Origin of the sequence: Planktothrix sp. PCC 11201 (genome assembly GCF_900009135.1) — a bacterium.
Taxonomy (GTDB): Bacteria; Cyanobacteriota; Cyanobacteriia; order Cyanobacteriales; family Microcoleaceae; genus Planktothrix.
This window is the reverse complement of record NZ_LT797683.1, coordinates 72,177-91,233: the sequence shown is the minus strand read 5'-3', so window position 1 is coordinate 91,233 and position 19,057 is coordinate 72,177. Positions and strand designations below refer to the sequence as shown.

General features: G+C 41.7%; 20 protein-coding genes. 11 read left to right on the top strand and 9 right to left on the bottom strand.

Translation table 11 applies throughout. The annotated features are described in order from the left end of the window. Position 1: 1 nt before the first annotated feature. Positions 2-1,840, top strand: a complete 1,839-nt coding sequence (gene ftsH3 / locus PL11201_RS00365) for an ATP-dependent zinc metalloprotease FtsH3 (protein ID WP_079676668.1) — start codon at positions 2-4, stop codon at positions 1,838-1,840. A 185-nt stretch (positions 1,841-2,025) separates the two neighbouring features. On the opposite strand, the gene PL11201_RS00355 is transcribed toward ftsH3, so the two are convergent. Further along, positions 2,026-2,631, bottom strand: a complete 606-nt coding sequence (locus PL11201_RS00355; protein ID WP_079676666.1) for a CPP1-like family protein — start codon at positions 2,629-2,631, stop codon at positions 2,026-2,028. 68 nt (positions 2,632-2,699) lie between these two features. Further along, on the bottom strand, positions 2,700-3,470 hold the full coding sequence (gene pgeF / locus PL11201_RS00350) for a peptidoglycan editing factor PgeF (RefSeq protein ID WP_079676665.1): 771 nt from the start codon (positions 3,468-3,470) through the stop codon (positions 2,700-2,702). 68 nt (positions 3,471-3,538) lie between these two features. Between pgeF and PL11201_RS00345 the strand changes: the two genes are divergently transcribed. The 3 genes from PL11201_RS00345 (at position 3,539) to PL11201_RS00335 (ending at position 6,702) form a co-directional block, all read left to right on the top strand. Next, complete coding sequence (locus PL11201_RS00345) at positions 3,539-4,357, top strand: biotin--[acetyl-CoA-carboxylase] ligase (protein WP_234996580.1); 819 nt, start codon at positions 3,539-3,541, stop codon at positions 4,355-4,357. Between the two features lie 120 nt (positions 4,358-4,477). Next, the gene (locus PL11201_RS26970) at positions 4,478-6,043 is read left to right on the top strand and encodes a M23 family metallopeptidase (protein ID WP_079676664.1); all 1,566 of its coding nucleotides are present in this window, start codon (positions 4,478-4,480) and stop codon (positions 6,041-6,043) included. An 83-nt stretch (positions 6,044-6,126) separates the two neighbouring features. Then, positions 6,127-6,702, top strand: coding sequence for a Uma2 family endonuclease (locus PL11201_RS00335; RefSeq protein ID WP_079676663.1), 576 nt, complete (start codon positions 6,127-6,129; stop codon positions 6,700-6,702). An 18-nt stretch (positions 6,703-6,720) separates the two neighbouring features. Here PL11201_RS00335 and PL11201_RS00330 read toward each other — a convergent pair whose 3' ends face one another. The 3 genes from PL11201_RS00330 to PL11201_RS00320 all read right to left on the bottom strand — a co-directional run bounded on the left by PL11201_RS00330 (position 6,721) and on the right by PL11201_RS00320 (position 8,792). Next, entirely contained in the window at positions 6,721-7,341 is a 621-nt protein-coding gene (locus tag PL11201_RS00330; RefSeq protein WP_079676662.1) for a J domain-containing protein, read from the bottom strand. Positions 7,342-7,461: 120 nt separating this feature from the next. After that, positions 7,462-8,076 carry an ATP-dependent Clp protease proteolytic subunit gene (locus tag PL11201_RS00325; RefSeq protein ID WP_079676661.1) on the bottom strand — a complete coding sequence of 205 codons (615 nt, stop codon included), beginning with the start codon at positions 8,074-8,076 and terminating at the stop codon, positions 7,462-7,464. A 29-nt stretch (positions 8,077-8,105) separates the two neighbouring features. Further along, a complete protein-coding gene (locus tag PL11201_RS00320) occupies positions 8,106-8,792 on the bottom strand; it encodes an ATP-dependent Clp protease proteolytic subunit (RefSeq protein ID WP_079676660.1) in 687 nt (228 codons plus the stop codon). 55 nt (positions 8,793-8,847) lie between these two features. Here PL11201_RS00320 and PL11201_RS00315 point away from each other — a divergent pair, with 55 nt between their 5' ends. From PL11201_RS00315 to mtnA, 5 genes are all read left to right on the top strand, one after another. Beyond that, a complete protein-coding gene (locus PL11201_RS00315; RefSeq protein ID WP_079676659.1) occupies positions 8,848-10,086 on the top strand; it encodes a vWA domain-containing protein in 1,239 nt (412 codons plus the stop codon). A gap of 297 nt (positions 10,087-10,383) precedes the next feature. After that, positions 10,384-10,920, top strand: coding sequence for a hypothetical protein (locus tag PL11201_RS00310; RefSeq protein WP_144017627.1), 537 nt, complete (start codon positions 10,384-10,386; stop codon positions 10,918-10,920). 105 nt (positions 10,921-11,025) lie between these two features. After that, positions 11,026-12,252 (top strand): NAD(P)/FAD-dependent oxidoreductase, encoded by a 1,227-nt coding sequence (locus PL11201_RS00305; RefSeq protein WP_079676658.1) that lies wholly within the window; start codon positions 11,026-11,028, stop codon positions 12,250-12,252. A gap of 55 nt (positions 12,253-12,307) precedes the next feature. Then, positions 12,308-12,904 (top strand): Uma2 family endonuclease, encoded by a 597-nt coding sequence (locus PL11201_RS00300; RefSeq protein ID WP_200816671.1) that lies wholly within the window; start codon positions 12,308-12,310, stop codon positions 12,902-12,904. A gap of 78 nt (positions 12,905-12,982) precedes the next feature. Next, entirely contained in the window at positions 12,983-14,035 is a 1,053-nt protein-coding gene (mtnA, locus tag PL11201_RS00295; protein WP_079676657.1) for an S-methyl-5-thioribose-1-phosphate isomerase, read from the top strand. Positions 14,036-14,189: 154 nt separating this feature from the next. On the opposite strand, the gene PL11201_RS00290 is transcribed toward mtnA, so the two are convergent. After that, the gene (locus PL11201_RS00290) at positions 14,190-14,768 is read right to left on the bottom strand and encodes a Uma2 family endonuclease (RefSeq protein ID WP_079676656.1); all 579 of its coding nucleotides are present in this window, start codon (positions 14,766-14,768) and stop codon (positions 14,190-14,192) included. Positions 14,769-14,905: 137 nt separating this feature from the next. Between PL11201_RS00290 and PL11201_RS00285 the strand changes: the two genes are divergently transcribed. Both PL11201_RS00285 and PL11201_RS00280 read left to right on the top strand, forming a co-directional pair. Then, the gene (locus tag PL11201_RS00285; protein ID WP_079676655.1) at positions 14,906-15,214 is read left to right on the top strand and encodes a BMC domain-containing protein; all 309 of its coding nucleotides are present in this window, start codon (positions 14,906-14,908) and stop codon (positions 15,212-15,214) included. A gap of 71 nt (positions 15,215-15,285) precedes the next feature. Beyond that, a complete protein-coding gene (locus PL11201_RS00280) occupies positions 15,286-15,630 on the top strand; it encodes a carbon dioxide-concentrating mechanism protein CcmK (protein WP_079676654.1) in 345 nt (114 codons plus the stop codon). A 138-nt stretch (positions 15,631-15,768) separates the two neighbouring features. Here the strand turns inward: PL11201_RS00280 and PL11201_RS00275 are convergent, their stop codons facing one another. The 3 genes from PL11201_RS00275 to PL11201_RS26965 all read right to left on the bottom strand — a co-directional run bounded on the left by PL11201_RS00275 (position 15,769) and on the right by PL11201_RS26965 (position 18,840). Beyond that, a complete protein-coding gene (locus PL11201_RS00275) occupies positions 15,769-16,635 on the bottom strand; it encodes an SDR family oxidoreductase (protein ID WP_079676653.1) in 867 nt (288 codons plus the stop codon). 53 nt (positions 16,636-16,688) lie between these two features. Continuing rightward, the gene (locus PL11201_RS00270) at positions 16,689-17,333 is read right to left on the bottom strand and encodes a response regulator (RefSeq protein WP_079676652.1); all 645 of its coding nucleotides are present in this window, start codon (positions 17,331-17,333) and stop codon (positions 16,689-16,691) included. 64 nt (positions 17,334-17,397) lie between these two features. Continuing rightward, the gene (locus PL11201_RS26965) at positions 17,398-18,840 is read right to left on the bottom strand and encodes a response regulator (RefSeq protein ID WP_079676651.1); all 1,443 of its coding nucleotides are present in this window, start codon (positions 18,838-18,840) and stop codon (positions 17,398-17,400) included. Positions 18,841-19,057: the final 217 nt, after the last annotated feature.

Sequence of the window (19,057 nt, the reverse complement as noted above, 5' to 3'; positions counted from 1 at the left end):
GGTGAATAAACGCTGGAGAAATGCGGGGTTATACGCCCTGCTTGCCATTGTCGTCTTAGCATTAGCAACTGCCTTTTTTGATAAACAGCCCCAAACTCGGGAAAGCTGGAAGTATAGTACCTTTATTCAAGAAGTCAAGAGTAATAAAGTTGAACGGGTCAGCCTCAGTTCTGATCGCTCCAGGGCCTTAGTCACGGCCCAGGATGGGAATAAAGTGATTGTTAATCTTCCCAACGATCCGGCTCTGATCGATATCCTGACCGAAAATAATGTTGATATTTCAGTTCTACCCCAAAACGATGAGAGCTTCTGGTTTAAAGCCCTAAGCAGTCTGTTCTTCCCCGTTTTACTTTTAGTGGGGTTATTCTTCTTACTCCGTCGCGCTCAGAATGGCCCGGGTAACCAAGCCATGAACTTTGGTAAGTCCAAAGCCAGAGTCCAGATGGAACCCCAAACCCAAGTCACCTTCGGGGATGTGGCGGGTATCGAGCAAGCTAAACTCGAACTCAGCGAAGTAGTAGACTTTCTGAAAAATTCTGATCGATTTACGGCCGTTGGTGCAAAAATTCCTAAAGGGGTGTTATTAGTAGGCCCTCCAGGAACAGGAAAAACCCTATTAGCCAAAGCCGTCGCCGGGGAAGCGGGCGTTCCCTTCTTCAGTATCTCCGGTTCGGAATTTGTGGAAATGTTCGTGGGTGTGGGTGCGTCCCGGGTGCGTGACCTGTTTGAACAGGCGAAAACCAATGCCCCCTGTATCGTATTTATTGATGAAATTGACGCCGTAGGTCGCCAACGGGGTGCAGGTTTAGGCGGTGGAAATGATGAGCGCGAGCAAACCCTGAACCAATTATTAACGGAAATGGACGGGTTTGAGGGCAATAACGGAATTATTATTATTGCTGCTACCAACCGCCCCGACGTTCTCGACTCCGCCTTAATGCGTCCGGGTCGCTTTGACCGTCAAGTGGTGGTTGACCGTCCCGACTATAACGGCCGGGCAGAAATTCTGCGGGTTCATGCCCGGGGCAAAACCCTGGCCAAAGATGTGGACTTAGATAAAATTGCCCGTCGTACCCCTGGGTTTACCGGGGCTGACCTGTCCAACCTGTTAAACGAAGCCGCGATTTTAGCGGCCCGTCGCAACTTGACGGAAATTTCCATGGATGAAGTCAATGATGCCATTGACCGGGTGTTAGCGGGCCCCGAGAAGAAAGATCGGGTGATGAGCGAAAAACGCAAAACCCTAGTCGCCTACCATGAAGCCGGACACGCCTTAGTAGGGGCCCTAATGCCCGACTATGACCCGGTACAGAAAATTAGTATTATTCCTCGGGGACGGGCCGGGGGGTTAACCTGGTTTATGCCCAGCGAAGAACGCATGGACTCCGGTTTGTTTAGCCGCTCCTATTTGGAAAATCAAATGGCCGTGGCTTTGGGTGGCCGGGTTGCCGAAGAAATTATCTTCGGGGAAGAAGAAGTCACCACCGGAGCGTCTAATGACTTACAACAGGTGACTCGGGTAGCCCGTCAAATGATTACCCGTTATGGGATGAGCGATCGGCTTGGCCCGGTGGCATTAGGCCGTCAACAGGGGAATGTGTTCCTGGGACGGGATATTATGTCAGAACGGGATTTCTCCGAAGAAACCGCCTCCACCATTGATGCCGAAGTCCGTCTGCTGGTAGATGCCGCCTATAAACGGGCAAAACAAGTATTAGTAGAAAACCGCCATGTTCTCAATCAATTAGCCGATGTTTTAATTGATAAAGAAACGGTGGATGCCGATGAATTGCAAGAATTGTTAGCCAATAATGAGGTCAAAATGGCGGCGGTTGTTTAATTCAAGTCCTAAATATTGAATCCGTTTAAATAAAAATAGGGCTATTTCTGTTTCCAGAAATCTAGCCCTATTTTTATGAAATTCGGCCCAAAAAGTCAGGAAAAAGACTGCTAAAGTCTTTTCTTCACTGTTCCCTGTTGCCTGTTGCCTGTTCCCTAATTCCGGTAACTTTGAACCCTGGGGAATTAACGCAAAAAGCAAGCCACAAGCCACAAAACAATAAAAGTAATAAAAGCAATAAATCGTTCTACTGCGATCGCTCCGGCGAGGGAACTCAATAAACTTCCTAATATTAACCCTCCAATTAAACCCACAACGGTCAGTAAAACAGCCCGACCAAACTTATTCTCTTTGCGGTTAAGAAAATAAAGACAAGATCCCACACCCAAGGCTAAAGTTAGCTGTAATAACGAGGTAGCAAAACCCGAATAAAGGCTCAAACCTGCCAATGTGACATATACCCCAGAAGGCCATAATAAATCAGCACGACTGGGAGTATCCCACAGTTGGTTTAACCAATTGGGTTTTGAATTTGCCGCAGGTTGAACACCAGAGGGCGGAGTTGGGGTGACTCGTTCGGGAAAACGAATTCGTTCCGGGACTTTAATTTTGCCCTCTTGTCGCATTTTTAACCGATCCATCAAAATGGCATCATAAGCCGCCTCGATCGATTGCAGCAGCTTAATTTCGCCACTATATTGCTGTTTTAGGCGATCCCGAGCTTCCTGAATTTCATCAAAGGAGGCATCAAGGGTAACCCCAAGCTGTTCGTAGGGACTTTGCTCGCTCATCGGACTTTTTCTTAATACCGTTTTATTTATTGTAAGCTTAACTCAATCTTGATCCAAACCAATGAATCCTATTGACTGACAATCCCTGACCACTGCACCCGTTTTAATTGTTCCCGACGGTAAGAAAAGAATGCCTCCGGGTCTTGATAGGTACAATGGGGTGCGATCGCTACTTGTTCGGGTGTAATCCCTAACTGTTCTAGTTGTAAGCTATTAAATCTTCGCACATCTAAACGAACTTTATCCGGTTCGGGATCGGGGAGTAGGGGGGAATTGGGGAGGTGATAGACGGGTTCTAGTCCCTCGGTATCAGAAACCAAACTTTGGGCTAACTGGGTCGCCACATCTAGGGAAACCTGATACACCTGTCCCGAAATTGCTGGCCCCAAAGCCACCCGCAGATCTTCGAGTTGACTCCCCTGGGCTTGAAAATGGGCGATCGCCTCTGGAACAATCTTAGCGGCCGTCCCCCGCCATCCGGCATGAACCGCCGCCACTTTCCCCGTTTGAGCATCGGCAATTAACACCGGAACACAATCGGCCGTGGCCACCCACACCGCCTCGGAGGAATTTTCCGCAAATAAACCATCCGCTTCTGTCAGGGGTTGATCTTCTAATGCTAAATGATCCAAGGGGTCAACGGTTCCGGTTTTCAAGACCCGATTTCCATGCACCTGCTTGACTCGATATACATTCACCCCAGGTTGTAAAACATCCACTAAGTCCGAGGGAGTGCGAGGACTAAAGGAACGGGTAAAAAACCCATGTTGCCAATCTTTGAGCAAACTACAGGTTAGATAGGGTAATCCATCCCAGGTTTGCCAATGCCAAGTGTGCATAAAATTATGATTAGGAACTGTTGCGACTACAAACAACCTTGATTTTAACCCTCGATTAAATAACTTGCGTGACCTTCAACTTATCCCGTTTAGAATCTGCCTTACAAACCTTGATGGAGCACCGTGGAGAGACGCGCCATGGCACGTCTCTACCGAATATTTATTATTTTGATAGCTTAATTTCCACGAATCAAACCGCCTGGGAACTCTTAGAACAGGGGGAACCTTCGGAAACTGTTGTTATCGCCGGACAACAAACGGCTGGACGGGGACAATGGGGCCGACAATGGCAGTCGGGTCAGGGGGGTCTATTTTTATCAAAAATTGTTGAACTCAGGCTTCCGGTGACTCAAAAAGCCCAATTGAGCATCAGTTCCGCTTGGGGTATTGCTACGGTTTTGCGCGATCGCTCCTGTCCCGTACAACTCAAATGGCCGAATGATTTAATCTTAAATCAGCGCAAACTCGGCGGCATTCTCACCGAAACCAAAATTTCCGGGCAATTTATTACTCAAGCGGTGATCGGAGTTGGTTTAAACTGGGAAAATCCCGTTCCTGAAATGGGGATTAATTTACAAACCTTTTTTGCCGATGCAGCTACACCGCCGACGATTCAATCCTTAGAATTCCTTGCCGCCCTAGTCCTACAGGGATTAGACCTAGGGATTCAACACTTATCAGATGTTAAGGTTAAGAAAATGTTAACGGGCTATAATCAACTCTTAACCTGTATTGGGAAACCGATCCAGATTGGGGATCAAATTGGTGAAATTATTGGAATTTCGGAACAGGGGAACCTACGAGTCGGTCTTTATCCCAAAACCGAAATCGGTTTTTCTCAAGAAATTGACCAACCGCCGGGTACAATAAGTATCGGCTACGGTTAGTTAAACAATTAAACCGTAGGGGCAGGTTCCGAGACTATCTGGAATTATTAGTAATTATCTCCCTAAACCCGCCCCTATAGTTAGTTAAACGGTTAGATCATTATTGGTTGTGTGAGGAAGATGACGGAACAGAAAAAATATCCAACATCCAATACCCGCCAAGGACGTTGGTACTTGGGTTCAAGAAGTTACGCCCTTTTGGGTTTAGGTTGTCTTACGGGTTTAGTCCTATTCAGTAGCCGTGTAATTGCTACGGATGAATTTTCTATACCCGTAGAAGCAGAACCTGTGGAAGCGTCTGTTCCCAGCGTTCCTGAAGCCACGACAGGATACAGTGATAGTCTGACTGTTCCGAATACTGAACCCGAACCTACCCATAGCGAACCCCAAGCTGTTCCAGACTACGCTACACCTGATCCCAGTTATTCTGAACCCGCTTATAATCCTGAACCCGAATATTATTCCGAACCGAACCCACCAGAAATTCCCAATATTGTCCCCCCACCTGAACAAGAGATTGTTTTTCCAGACACACCCCCCGCAGCCGAGTCTCCAGCCAATGCTTATATCGACCCAACGGACTACAAAATTGGGGCAACGGACGGATATGAAGCTCCCTCTACAGTGGTATTCTCCGAACGTTCAACTGGATGTGAAGCCTCTTTAGCATTGGGACAAGCCGCCGGAGATTTATGCTCTCCTTCTCCCGTATATCCCTCCTCAATCTATCAGGCGGAAAACAATCAAGTTCCTTACATTGGCAATAATAATTTAGGTTCTGTTCCTAATCCCCTCCTAGATGGAGGTAACTTTGCCCCAACTCAGCCCAATTCCTCTTACTCTAATGGGTTTGTTGCCAACTCCCCTGACTATGGCGGAGGCGGTTATGAGGCCAACTATACTTATACCAGTCAGCCGGAAGCCGTTGATTATGGTTCTGGCGGGTCATACTCCGGAGAAGTCGCCGTTACCGGGTTTAGTCCGATTCAAGTGGGCCCGATGATGGTCAGCAGTATGAGTAATTCCGGTTTGACCTATTATAATCGCACCCAACGTCCGGCGGCGGTGCGGGGAAATGGCAATACCAGCGTACTTTTTCCCTTGACCATTCCCTCCCCCATTACCTCTTTATTTGGTTGGCGTGAACACCCGGTTTTGGGTTATGGCCGTTTTCACACCGGGATTGATTTAGGGGCCGATGAAGGCACACCCGTTGTGGCTTCCTATTCCGGTCAAGTGTCCGTCGCCGATTGGTTAGGGGGCTACGGGATGGCGGTGGTATTAAATCATTCGGAAAAATCCCAGGAAACCCTCTATGGTCACCTATCGGAATTGTTTGTTAAACCTGGAGAGCTAGTTCAACAGGGGGAAGTGATTGGACGGGTGGGAAGTACGGGGGTATCAACCGGGCCCCATTTACACTTTGAGTTACGGAAGTTGACCAGTCAAGGTTGGGTGGCGATTGACCCCCGAAATGATATTGAGGTGGCGCTGGCTCAACTATTAAATACCATGAAGGTGGCGCAAGTTCCCTCCTCAGAATTTATTGCCAAATTAACAGAAGATGTGGAAACCGGAATGCCTAAATTACCCCCGTTACCGCCAGGTGTGGATGTGATGATTCCTAATTTAGAACCTCCGACTCTGAATTTTGGATTTGCAGAGAATCTTAAGAGTCCTGGTTAATTTGTGACATCCTCCCAATTTCCTGAATATGTTAGATTTTTAATAGGTTGGGTTTTAATCACCATCATCAAGGAGATAAAAACATGACTCAATTAATTTTAAATAATTCAGAAACCATCCCCATTACCCATGAGCAATTCTATCAACTTTGTATCGCTAACCGTGACTTACAATTAGAGCGAACTGCCCAAGGAGACTTAATTATTATGCCACCCACCGGAGGCGAAACCAGTAAGCGAAATTCAGATATTAACTTAGAATTAGGGTTATGGAATCGACAAACAAAATTGGGTATAACCTTTGACTCATCTGGTGGGTTTACCCTTCCCAATGGTGCAGATTTTTCTCCCGATGCGGCTTGGATACCCTTAGAAAAATGGGAATCCTTGACCGCAGAACAGAAAACTAAATTTCTACCTTTATCTCCTGATTTTATTATAGAATTGCGATCACCTAGCGATTCCTTAAAATTACTCCAAGATAAAATGCAGGAGTATATTGATAATGGCACTCGGTTAGGTTGGTTAATTAACCCCCAACAGCAACAAGTTGAAATTTATCGTCAGGGACAAAAAAAACAAGTTTTAGACAATCCTACAACCTTATCAGGAGAAGATATTTTACCGGGATTTGTTTTAAATCTCCAGTTAATTTGGTAATAAGTTAGGTTTTTAAGATTAATAAATCTTTTCCAACTGTCTAAAATCCCGTTCCACTTCCGCCCATAATGCCCGATTATGCGGGTCGGTTTTTAAGGCTTTTTTTAAATAATTTCTAGCTTTATCAACTTGCTTTTCTATAATCAATTGTCGTCCCCATCTTTGATAGGAAATCGCTTGCCATTGGCGAATTTCAGGATCATGGGGAATCCGTTGGGCTAACCCTTCAACTAATGCGATCGCCCGAGGAAAACGCTTAGATTTTAAAAGATTTTGTAACTCTAAATAGAAATTTTCCTTGATTTTTTGCTCCTCTGGGGTTAATTCAGGATTAAACTCAATTGGCGGACTTTTGGAGGTGATTTTAACTTTTGTTGATTGATATTGGGGAACTTTAAATTCCGATGTCACGGGTTTTGTAGAAGCCGTAACAGGTTCTAATTCTGCTTCTGGTTTAGCAATAGTTAATAAAAATTTATAGGCTTCTGTAATCGCCATAAACTTCTCTCGGGCGACCTCATTGCCAGGATTGACGTCAGGATGATATTGTCTAGCTAGTTTACGATAAGAGGTTTTCACGGCCTCCAAACTTGCCCCGGATCTTAATCCTAATTGTCGATAATAGTCGGTTGTATCCATCACTAATTGTATCAGTGACTCAATTTAATAATATGAGAGATGAATTTCACACATAGAAAAACAATTAGAGGATAAATGGATGGGAAAAACCCATCCATTATTATAGTGAATTGTTAACCCTTAACCTGCGGTTAAAGCCGCGGTAGCCCGTTCTTCAATTACTTGGTCAATTAAACCATAATCCTTGGCTTCTTGGGCAGAGAGGAAATAATCCCGATCCGTATCTTTTTGAATTTTTGCCAAAGTTTGCCCCGTACGCTGCACTAAAATATCATTCAATAAACTGCGGATTCTCAAAATTTCCCTGGCTTCAATTTCGATATCCGTAGCCTGCCCTCTTGCCCCGCCCAAGGGTTGGTGAATCATAATTCTGGCATGGGGTAAGGCCAAACGCTTGCCGGGGGTTCCTGCGGCTAATAGAAAAGCTCCCATGGAAGCCGCTAAACCCACGCAAATTGTGACCACATCGGCTTTAATATATTGCATGGTATCGTAAATCGCCATACCTGCTGTTACCGATCCTCCCGGAGAATTGATATACAAATAAATCGGTTTATTAGAATCTTCCGAGTCTAAATAAAGCATTTGTGCCACAATTCGATTGGCTAAACTATCGGTGACTTCTTGACCCAAAAACAAAATCCGTTCTACACCTAAACGGGTATAAATATCAATCCATCTTTCGTATTGACTACCTGGAAGACGGTAAGGAACACTCGGAATCCCAATCGGCATAGCTTTTCCCTTTTTAACTTCAATTAATTTTAAACCGTTGCTACCAATGCGGGCAGTTCTTTTCGACTTTTTAACACCTTATCAATTAAGCCATATTCCTTGGCTTCTTCTGGTGTTAAATAGAACATCCGATCGGTATCTTTAGAAATTTTTGCCACCGTTTGTCCGGTACTTTTTGCTAAAATTTCTAACATGGTTCTCTTATTATCGAGAACTTCTTTTGCCCGAATTTGGATATCCGTTGCTTGACCTCTTGCCCCACTTTTGGTTTGATTTAAAACAATGGTGGCATTCGGTAAACTCGCCCGAAAACCTTTAGTCCCCGCGGCTAAAATCATGGCTGCGGTTCCCATGGCCTGACCAATACAAATAGTATGAACTGGAGGCTTAATATAGCCCAAAGTATCGCAAATCGCAAAGGCTTCGGTTTCAAATCCAATAGCATCTCCTCCATACCAGGAAGTTCCCGTGGAGTTGATGTAGAAATAGATAGGTTTATCAGGATCGTCGAACTGTAAGTAAAGCAGTTGAGCGATAATCAGTTCAGTAACATCAATTCCCACTTGACGTTTGATGTCATCGGACGAATACAGGGGAAGTCCCAGATAGACAATCCTTTCCTTCAACAGAAGGGATTCTAAGTCTGGTGGGGGAGTCCGAATCGGGCTATCGGTGTAAGAATATGCCGATTGCACAGCTTGAATGGGTTCTCTCATCAGGAATTCTCAACCTTAAACTTATAGAAATAGTAGCGCAACTTCAGGTAATCCTATGAAACTCAGTTTACAAGCTATTCTTAGTGATCCCAACTTTGATCTGTCCGTTGGCAATAGTCAACGTCAGTTGGCGATCTCCATTTCGGCGTTTCCCTCTCAAAGTGATGCCGATGTCCCTTTGAATTTGTGCCTAATTTTAGATCATAGCGGTTCTATGAGTGGAAAACCCCTAGAAACCGTGAAACAGGCGGCGATTGAGTTAGTGGATCGATTAAAACCTGGCGATCGCATTTCTATTATAACCTTTGATCACCGCGCCAAGGTTTTAATTCCCAATCAAGATATTACGGATTTGGACAATATTAAACGGAAAATTCAAGGCTTAAAATCCTCCGGGGGGACGGCCATTGATGAGGGGCTAAAATTAGGGATTGAGGAATTAGGAAAAGGCAAACAAGAACGAATTTCTCAAGGGTTTTTATTAACCGATGGTGAAAATGAACATGGAGATAATGATCGTTGTTTAAAACTCGCCAAACTTGCCGCTACTTATAACTTAACGATTAATACTTTAGGGTTTGGAGAAGATTGGAATTCCGATGTTTTAGAAAAAATTGCCGATGCTGCTGGGGGAACTTTAGCCTATATTGAATATCCCGAACAAGCGTTAGATGAATTTAGCCGTTTGTTTAATAAAATGCAGTCGGTGGGGTTAACTAATTCCTATTTATTATTGGATTTAATGCCCCATGTCCGGTTAGCTGAACTCAAACCCATCGCTCAAGTTGCCCCCGATACCATTGAATTACCGATTCAAAAAGAAGGGGATAAATGGATTGTCCGTTTAGGAGATGTGATGAAAGATGTGGATCGGGTGGTTTTAGCTAATTTATACTTTGATAAATTTCCCCCGGGAAAACAAGCGATCGCCCAGGTTCAAGTCCGCTATGATGATCCATCCTTAGATTTAAAAAATTTATATTCTGATTTGGTGATTGTGGAAGGTAATTTTGTCGGTGATTATCAACCCAAAATGGATGGGTTTGTGCAACAACAAATTTTAACCTTAGCCAAATATCGTCAAACTCAAATTGCCGAAACCAAACTGCAACAAGGCGACCGGGCGGGGGCTGCAACCATGTTACAAACCGCCGCTAAAACTGCTTTACAAATGGGGGATAAAAACGCAGCAACGGTGTTACAAACCAGTGCGACTCGCTTACAATCGGGAGAAGAATTATCCGAAAGTGATAAGAAGAAAACCCGGATTGTGTCTAAAACTGTGTTGAAATAAGCGGGAACACCGCAACAGGGAAATCCCATCCTGAAAATTAGGGGTTTGGGATAATCAGGGTTTCCCAGGGATATGAAATAGTGTAAAGCCAAACTTTCCAATTTTCTAACTGTCTATTTTCTCAATAACAGACACAACCCCTAAAACCCTGATTTTGCTTGATTTAATCAGGGTTTTCCCTTGAAATAAACCCCCCAATTTTCTCTCAACCTTGTAGAACTTAGAATAGTAGCACTCACTAACCACTAAAGCCATTCAATCCCCAGGTAGAGTGAAATCAAAGCATGAGGAAAATGTATGATTTCCAATCGAGTTCGCACCTGTTTAATTGCCACAATTGTTCCTTTTATGATTAGTTTGTTCATGCCGATGTCGGGAAATGCCCAAACCCCCAGTAGTAACGGCAATACTGATATATTTATTCTAAAAACCCAAGATGCCAGCCATAATATGTTTCATGTTCCTGTGATTTATAATTTTGATTGGTTCAATGATGGAGATAAAATTGGCTTGACTGGTGGCATCAATGAAACGGATTTAGACTATACGGAATTAATCGATTTTGATGGAGATGGACGGGCTGATGATGTGGTAATTAAACTCAAATCTACCCAAGAGATTTTAGGCGTTGTCCTGAATGCCGATGACTTTGTTTTAGAAGGAGAATTTGTTTCTATTCCTTCGCCTGTGACTCAACCTATTGCTTGCTTACCTAAAACCAATACAGTCACCTGTCAAGTTCCAGCTTTCAACCCAATAATATTACAATCTTCATCGAGCGTAACTTCCTCAGAAAGTCTTCAACCCAAAGGAGAAATCAATTCTCAAAATTAAACCGGATAAAATATTGACCTCTGGGCATCTATTCCCGATCATCGGATCAAATTAACAGTAATTTGTTAAACTATAATAACTCTTTAAACTTGAGATTTTATTCCGATGAAACGTTTTGATGTTGTGATTATTGGTGCGGGGCCAGCCGGAGGTCAATGTGCAAGACAACTCACCCAGGCGGGTCAACACGTCTTATTAGTCGAACAACATGAAACTTTTTCTAAAAATGATTTTTCCAGCGCCGCTACACCGTTAGAAACTTTGGAAAAATTCCATTTACCGCAAACTGTGGTCGGGAGTTTTTGGCAAAATTTAGTGATTATTACCACCAATGTTCATCAAAAATGGCAGTCTCCAAAGCCTTTGGGGGCTGTTTTTGATTTTGCCAAATTACGAGAATTTTTAGCCACGGAAGTTATTAACCAGGGTGGCGAGGTTTGGATGGGATATCGCTATCTTAGGCATTTTAAAGAGAATCAAAATACAATGGTTGAATTAAAACAACGGTCTACCGGGGAAATTATTTTAGTAGAAACTCAAGTTTTAGTGGATGCGACCGGGCCGACTCGGGCGGTGATGTATACTAAAAAAGCACCCCAACCTAATTATTTAACGGGCACAGGAATTGAATATTTAATTGAACTTTCAGAAACAGATTATCAAACCTATTCTCAAGATCTAATTTTCTTTTTAGGTCATCGTTGGATGCCTCGGGGCTATTCTTGGATTTTTCCCATGGGAAATAATCGCTTAAAAGTGGGGTCTGCTCAATTAAATCGTTCCCATGAATGGGTTAATCAAACTCAGACTTTACGTTCCTATGTGGAATTATTATTCAGGGATTATTTAACAGAAATTCCCTATAAAATTATTAACCATCATGGGGGAATGTTAAAATATTCTAGTGGTTTAGAAGATATTTATTATCGGGATAATATTATTGCCATTGGGGACGCGGTTTCTATGGTTAATATGTTGGGCGGGGAGGGTATTCGTCACGGAATGCAAAATGCGAATATTGCCGCGGGATATATTCAAGATTATCTATCGGGAAAAATAACTAATTTTGCCGGATATCGTCAAGAAATCAAACAAACCTATACTCAAACTTGGAACTGGTCAGAACAAATGGGTTTGAGTAAATATTTACAATATAGTGATCAATCTATTGATAAAGGGGTCTATTATTTAAGGGATTTATCTTTAGAAGATATGATGGCTATTTTATTTGACTATGATTTTAAACGATTATATAAAGCAGGGTTTAAATATTTTCGCTATAAAATTAGTCAGATTTGGACAAGATTAAAACTTAAACTCAATTTAACCTAATTTTGATTATAATAGATCAATATCACCCGATAGGTTCATGGGAGGACAAGCCACGATGACCCATGCAACGACTGAAAAAATCATGTCCTTGCAGGAGTTTCTCAATTATGATCAGGATACCGATGCTGGTTATGAGTTAGAGGATGGGAGACTTCTATTAATGCCGACTGAAAGCGAAATTAATCGACGTATTGCTTGTTTTTTGTTTGCCTATTTTCTACAATTAGGTGTTTCCTTTTCTCGGTTAACTTTTAAAACGGAATTGGTGGTGATGGGAAGTCGAACTACGGTAAGAATTCCTGATTTAATGGTATTAACAGAAACCTTAGTACAGGTGATGGAGGGGGCAAGTCGCTCCTTAATTACCCTAGATATGCCACCCCCTCAAATGGTGGTGGAGGTTGTCAGTCCTGGTCAGGAAAATCAACAGCGAGACTATCGTTATAAACGATCACAATATCAAGCCCGAGGTATTCCTGAATATTGGATTATTGACCCCATCCAACAACAGATTACCGTCTTTAGTTTAGTAACGGGACTCTATGAACAGGCTATTTTTACCGGGGATAGGGTGATCAATTCTGCTTTCTTATCAAACTATAACCAGTCCTATCCTTTGACAGCATCACAGCTATTACAAACCCAAAATTAACTCCGTTATTAAAGCTCAATTTAGACTTATAATTAAATAACTGGCAACAATATTCTACTATCAACTTTAACTCTAAAAATGACCTCAACTTTAACTCAAGTTTATCCGATTATTTGGGAAAGCGATCGCGCTTCCCTCATCGACCAAACCCGTCTCCCTGATGAATATACCCGGGTAGAAATTACCACCTATCAACAAATGGCAGAAGCGATTAAAACCATGATTGTTCGGGGGGCTCCAGCCATTGGAATTGCCGCCGCCTATGGGTTATATTTGGGGGCGAGGGAGATTCAAACCTCAGACCGTCAGGAATTTTTGAACCAACTAGAACCCATTGCCCAAGTCCTGCGGGCAACCCGTCCCACGGCAGTTAATTTGTTTTGGGCCATTGATCAAATGTTGCAAACTGCAACCGAAACCCTCGGCACAATTGAGGAGATTAAAACAGCCTTATTAAACAAAGCTAATACGATTCGGGAAGACGATATTAACACCTGTTTTGCTATTGGAGAAGCGGGATTAATCGTATTACCTAAAACCCCGGAAAAACTCAATATTCTGACCCATTGTAACACGGGTTCCTTAGCCACAGGAGGGTATGGAACTGCATTAGGAGTAATTCGTTCCGCTTGGAATTCAGGACGATTAAATCGAGTGTATGCTGACGAAACTCGCCCCCGGTTACAAGGAGCTAAATTAACCACTTGGGAATGTGTACAAGATCAAATTCCAGTCACATTAATTTCCGATAATATGGCAGCCCATTGTATGAAACAGGGGTTAATTCATGCAGTGATTGTGGGGGCTGATCGAATTACGGCTAATGGCGATGCGGCGAATAAAATTGGTACCTATAGTTTAGCCATTGTGGCTAAAGCCCATAACGTTCCTTTCTTTGTCGCTGCACCCTTATCAACGGTAGATTTTAAATTAGAAACTGGGGATGAAATTCCGATTGAAGAACGAGATCCTACGGAACTTTATCAGGTAGGAACTACTCGAATTTGTCCCGAAGGAGTGGAATTTTTTAACCCGGCTTTTGATGTGACTCCGGCGGAATTAATTACCGCTATTATAACAGAAAAAGGGGCGGTTATTCCTGGGGAATTAAGACAGTTTTCTATGAGTTAATCAACCACAAAGGCACGAAGACACAAAGGAATGAAGGGGGTATAGCAGGGAACACCGGAGGAAAAGACAGGTACATCCATCTGGTGTCCTAACTGCCTTAGTGGTTGCTATATTAAAGAGTTATGGATAGTTGTTAATATTACCGTCTATTTTTTTATTGATAACTGGCAATAAAGATTTGATCGGCGGTTAGGTTTATATTGGTGAATTGTGAGGAAAAAATGCGATCGCTTCCTTGAAATGTGCCAATTTCCGTATAAAAATCATTGACCAATTTTAATACTAATAAGGTTTGTAATTGTGGGTCAATAATCCAATATTCAGGAATTCCTCGATCTTGGTATTGCATTCTTTTAGCAATATAATCTCTATCTCTTTGTAATTCCCCAGGACTAACTACTTCCATAACAACTAAAGGAGGAGCCATAAAAAAACGTAATGTATTGCGCTTTTCTAATTGTTCGATATGTTCCTCTCGAATAATTGTTAGGTCTGGATAGCGATTTTTAGGTTCTCCCCTGACCTCTAGTTCTAAACCCTGTCCTCTGACTCTTAAATGACCGATTAGCAAGGCAAATTGTACAAACAAAAATCCAGCAATTGCAACATTTTTTCCTGACTCGGGAGGTACTTGAATTAATTCTCCATTGAATAGTTCATACAAGTTTTCTGTACCATCATCAAAAGATAAGTAGTCTTCAAAATTTTGAAATCTTACTTGAGCTTGAGTCATATTCAATTGATCATTACTTCATAATATCCATTTTATGCTCAACAGCCCCCGGATAGCTAACAACAGTAAACCTATCTTGACGTGCCATTGAGTCGTACAATGATCTTGATCGGTTCCGTTTTTACTAGGAGACTTCAATGCCAGAGGCAGTGGGTGTCATACAAACCCTGGGTTTTCCAGGGGTTTTAGCCGCAGCAGATGCGATGGTCAAGGCTGCGCGAGTTACCCTGGTTTACTATGATTTAGCAGAACGGGGTGAATTTATAGTGGCAGTTCGTGGCCCAACATCGGAGGTGGTTCCTGCTGTACAAGCTGGTGTTGAAGCGGCAGAAAAGACGTTTGGCTGTTCGGTGATCACTTACTACGTTGTTCCCAACCCCCCTGAGAACATTGTGGATGTTATGTCTATTGGCTACACAGAACTGAGTGAACGTTTTCGCACTTAAGATAATTTCTATTTTGCGAAAAATATTCAATTTCCACACTTTTAAAGTCTAGTTAATTTAGGAGAAATTCAATGGCAGAACAAGCAGTTGGAGCGTTAGAAACGAAAGGATTTCCTGGGGTTTTAGCCGCCGCCGATGCCATGGTTAAAGCGGGTCGGGTGACCTTGGTGGGCTATATTCGGGCAGGAAGTGCGCGGTTTACGATTATGATTCGGGGCGATGTTTCCGAAGTGAAAACCGCCATGGATGCCGGAATTGCAGCCGTCGATAAAGCCTATGGTGCCGCCTTAGAAACCTGGGTGATTATTCCCCGTCCCCATGAAAATGTGGTCGCTGTTTTACCGATTGATTTTAATGAAGATGTGGAGGAATATCGGGCGGCGGCGGAAGGGTTTACTTTACCCAGAGGTCGTTAATTCAGTTATTAATATTAACCCTCTTTTGTCGCAGGAAGGGACAACCTTGATTTATCGGTTGCAAGGGGGTCACTTCCCACTTTAATTATTCAAGATTTTTTGAATTTAATTCCAGGAAGTTATCAATATTTTTTTTATTTATATTAATCTACTTAATTCCTCCCGAATTAATGGAGGCTGATATCCTAAATTAAAGGCTTTATAACTATCTAAAGAAACATCGGGAGGACGAGGCGCGAACATTTTAATATCCGCTTGAGAACAGGGTTTAATTAAATGCTTTGGAAGCTCTAAAACATCAGCCATGAGTAAGCCAAATTCATAGCGGGAAATCCGTTCTTTCCCGCCTAAATGCAAAATTCCTGATGTAGTTTCTAAGGCTAATAATAATCCCTTAGCGGCAGTATTTCCCCCTACAGGAGTTCTAAATTCATCGGCAAATAAATTTAACTCTTTTCCGGCTTTTAAAGTTTGAATAAAAGGCTGAATAAAACTGCTGGCATGGTTAGGAGCATCCCCAAACATTAAGGGCATTCTGCAAATAGCTGTTCGAGGATAGCGTTCTAATATTCCCTGTTCAGCTAATACTTTCTGTTCTCCATAATAACTAATCGGGGATACGGAATCGGTTTCGCTATAGGGTGGATTTAAACCATTAAATACTAAGTCTGTTGAAGTAAAAACACAGGGAATATTGAACTCAGCACAAAGGTTAGCAATTTCTAAAGAACCAATAACATTAATTTGATAGGATATCTCAGGATAATGTTGACAAAAGTTAGGTTGAGATTGAGCCGCCGCATGAATAACGGCATCAGGTTTAATTTCTCGAAACAGATTTTTGAGTGCTTGAATATCGGTTAAATTTGTCTTCAAAAGACAAATATTAGGGATATTAATAGTTTTAGAATGAGTTAAGCCATATACTTGCCATTGAGTTTGAGCAATTCGGCAAAGATGCCATCCTAAAAAACCACTAGCCCCTGTAATTAAGAGTTTATTCATGATTAATATGATAGACTACAGAGTGTGAACAGCATTAAAAAAATAGGTTTTTTCTAGGGATTCCGCCAGGTACTGGCAATTCCTCGTTTTAGGGCGACCAATGCAGCTTGCGTTCGATCATTAACGTTCAATTTGCCAAAAATATTATTAACATGAAATTTAACGGTACTTTCAGTAATATGCAAAATTAAACTAATTTCTGGATTACTTTTTCCTGCAACAATTAAACGAATGACATCTAATTCACGGTCACTTAATTGAGGACTACTCATCCGTTCAGCTAATTTTGCTCCTACCAAAGATGGAATATAAGTTTGACCTTTAGCCACTGTCCGAATGGCGATTAATAATTCATTAGGGTCAGTATCTTTTAGCAAATAACCCTTAGCCCCTAACCGTAATCCTCGATAAATTTCCTCATCACCATCATAGGTAGTTAACACAATAATTTGAGCATTCTTAAACTCATTTACAATCACTTTAATAGCAGAAGTTCCATCCATGTCCGGCATTCTCAAATCCATTAACGTGATATCCGGTTGATATTTTCTAAACAATTCAATTGCTTCCTGTCCATTCCCGGCTTCAGCCACAACAGTTAAATCTTCTTCTCTATTTAATAAACTGACTAAACCCTGTCTAACAATCGAGTGATCATCAACAATTAAAACTCTAATTTTATTCAGTTGATTAGTCATTTTTATACACCCTTAAAATTCAAAGATTGCAGTTGCTATTAGATGACAAATTTCCTATTAATTTTTAGTTTTTATCAGGACGACGAACTAATACAATCACTGATGTTCCTTGCTTTAATTGGCTTTGAATGGTAAGTCTTGCTCCGATGCGCTCCGCACGTTCTGACATTCCCAAAAAACCGAAACCATTTTTAACGGCAAGAGGATCAAATCCCTGTCCATTATCTTGAATTCGCAAAATTAATTGCGTTGGTTCATAGATTAATTCCAGGGTAATCAGACTAGCATGGCTATATTTAATCGCATTTGTCAAGGCTTCTTGTCCGATTCTCAAAAGATGATTTTCGACTTCAGAAATTAAAAAATAAGGAGTTCCAACCACATCTAATAAAAGAGTTGCCTCAGTATAGGTTTTCATCTGATTGATTAAACAATTTAATGCGTTGCATAAATCACCTTCTTCTAATAATTTGGGACGTAATGCTGCCACGGAACGTCTGGCTTCAGCCAGTCCTGATTGAGCTAAAGTCCGTACCGTTTGAATATGATTAATCGTCGCTTCAAGTGTTTCTGGTATCACTCTTAATGCGGCTCCTGAGTGAATAATAATTCCCGTGAAAGCCTGGGCTAAACCATCATGAATTTCTCGTGCCATCCGGTTTCTTTCTTCTAAAATACAAGCGTCTTGAGCTTGTTTATGAATCCGAATATCTTGACCAATCCCAATGCGTTCCCCTTGATTTAAAGGAATAAATGCCCAAGCCGTTTCTAAGGATTCTTCCGCTTTTATTTTAAGCTGAAATTCTCGCCATTCTGATGTTGCGTTCTGAAGATGGTTTAAAAAAACTTGACTATCTTCATAATTAGGATATAATTGGGTAAGAAAATCTCGATTTTTGAAATCTTTTATTGTCCAACCCAATGTATTTTTTAAAGTTTGATTAGCGAATTGAATTTGGTTGTGATCATCCAACAAAACTAACATTACTGGAATTTGATCAAAGATCGTTTGTAAAACTTCCTTTTGTTGCTTAATCTGTTGTTCTACTCGCTGGCGTTCGGCAATTTCTTCAGCCAGTTGTTGGTTTTGTTGTAATAGCTGTTTTGAGAGTCTTCTCAGACGTAATTGATTTTCAACTCTGACTAAAACCTCTTGATATTCAAAAGGTTTAGTAATATAATCAGTTGCCCCCAAAGAAAAGGCTTTAACTTTATCAAAAACTTCTTGTAAAGCACTTAAAAATATAATAGGAATATCTTGTTTTTGTTCACAAGATTTAATTTGACTACAGACTTGATAACCATCTAATTCAGGCATCATAATGTCTAGTAAAATTAAATCCGGTCGGTTAGATTCTAAAAATTTTAGAGCTAATTTTCCGCTAGGAGCGAGATTAACTTTATATCCTCGACTCGACAACATTCCGCTTAAAAGATTTAAGTTTTCTGGTACATCATCAACAATTAAAATCTGCCCCAAGGCAGAAGAATTAACAGAAATATTCATTTTTTTTTGATGAAAAGGCCATTAATCGGGTTCAGCAGACACAGAGATGCGCGTTGAAACCTGCATGAATTTAATTTAGCAAGCATCAATAGGGAAATTCAACCTAGGAAGATGGGAGTCGGATATTAGACTATTTATAGCTTAAATTATAGACTTTTGCGGTTTTTTAAGCATTTTTTTAATCTAGCAAGCTGGTATCAGTTGTAGGGGCGGGTTC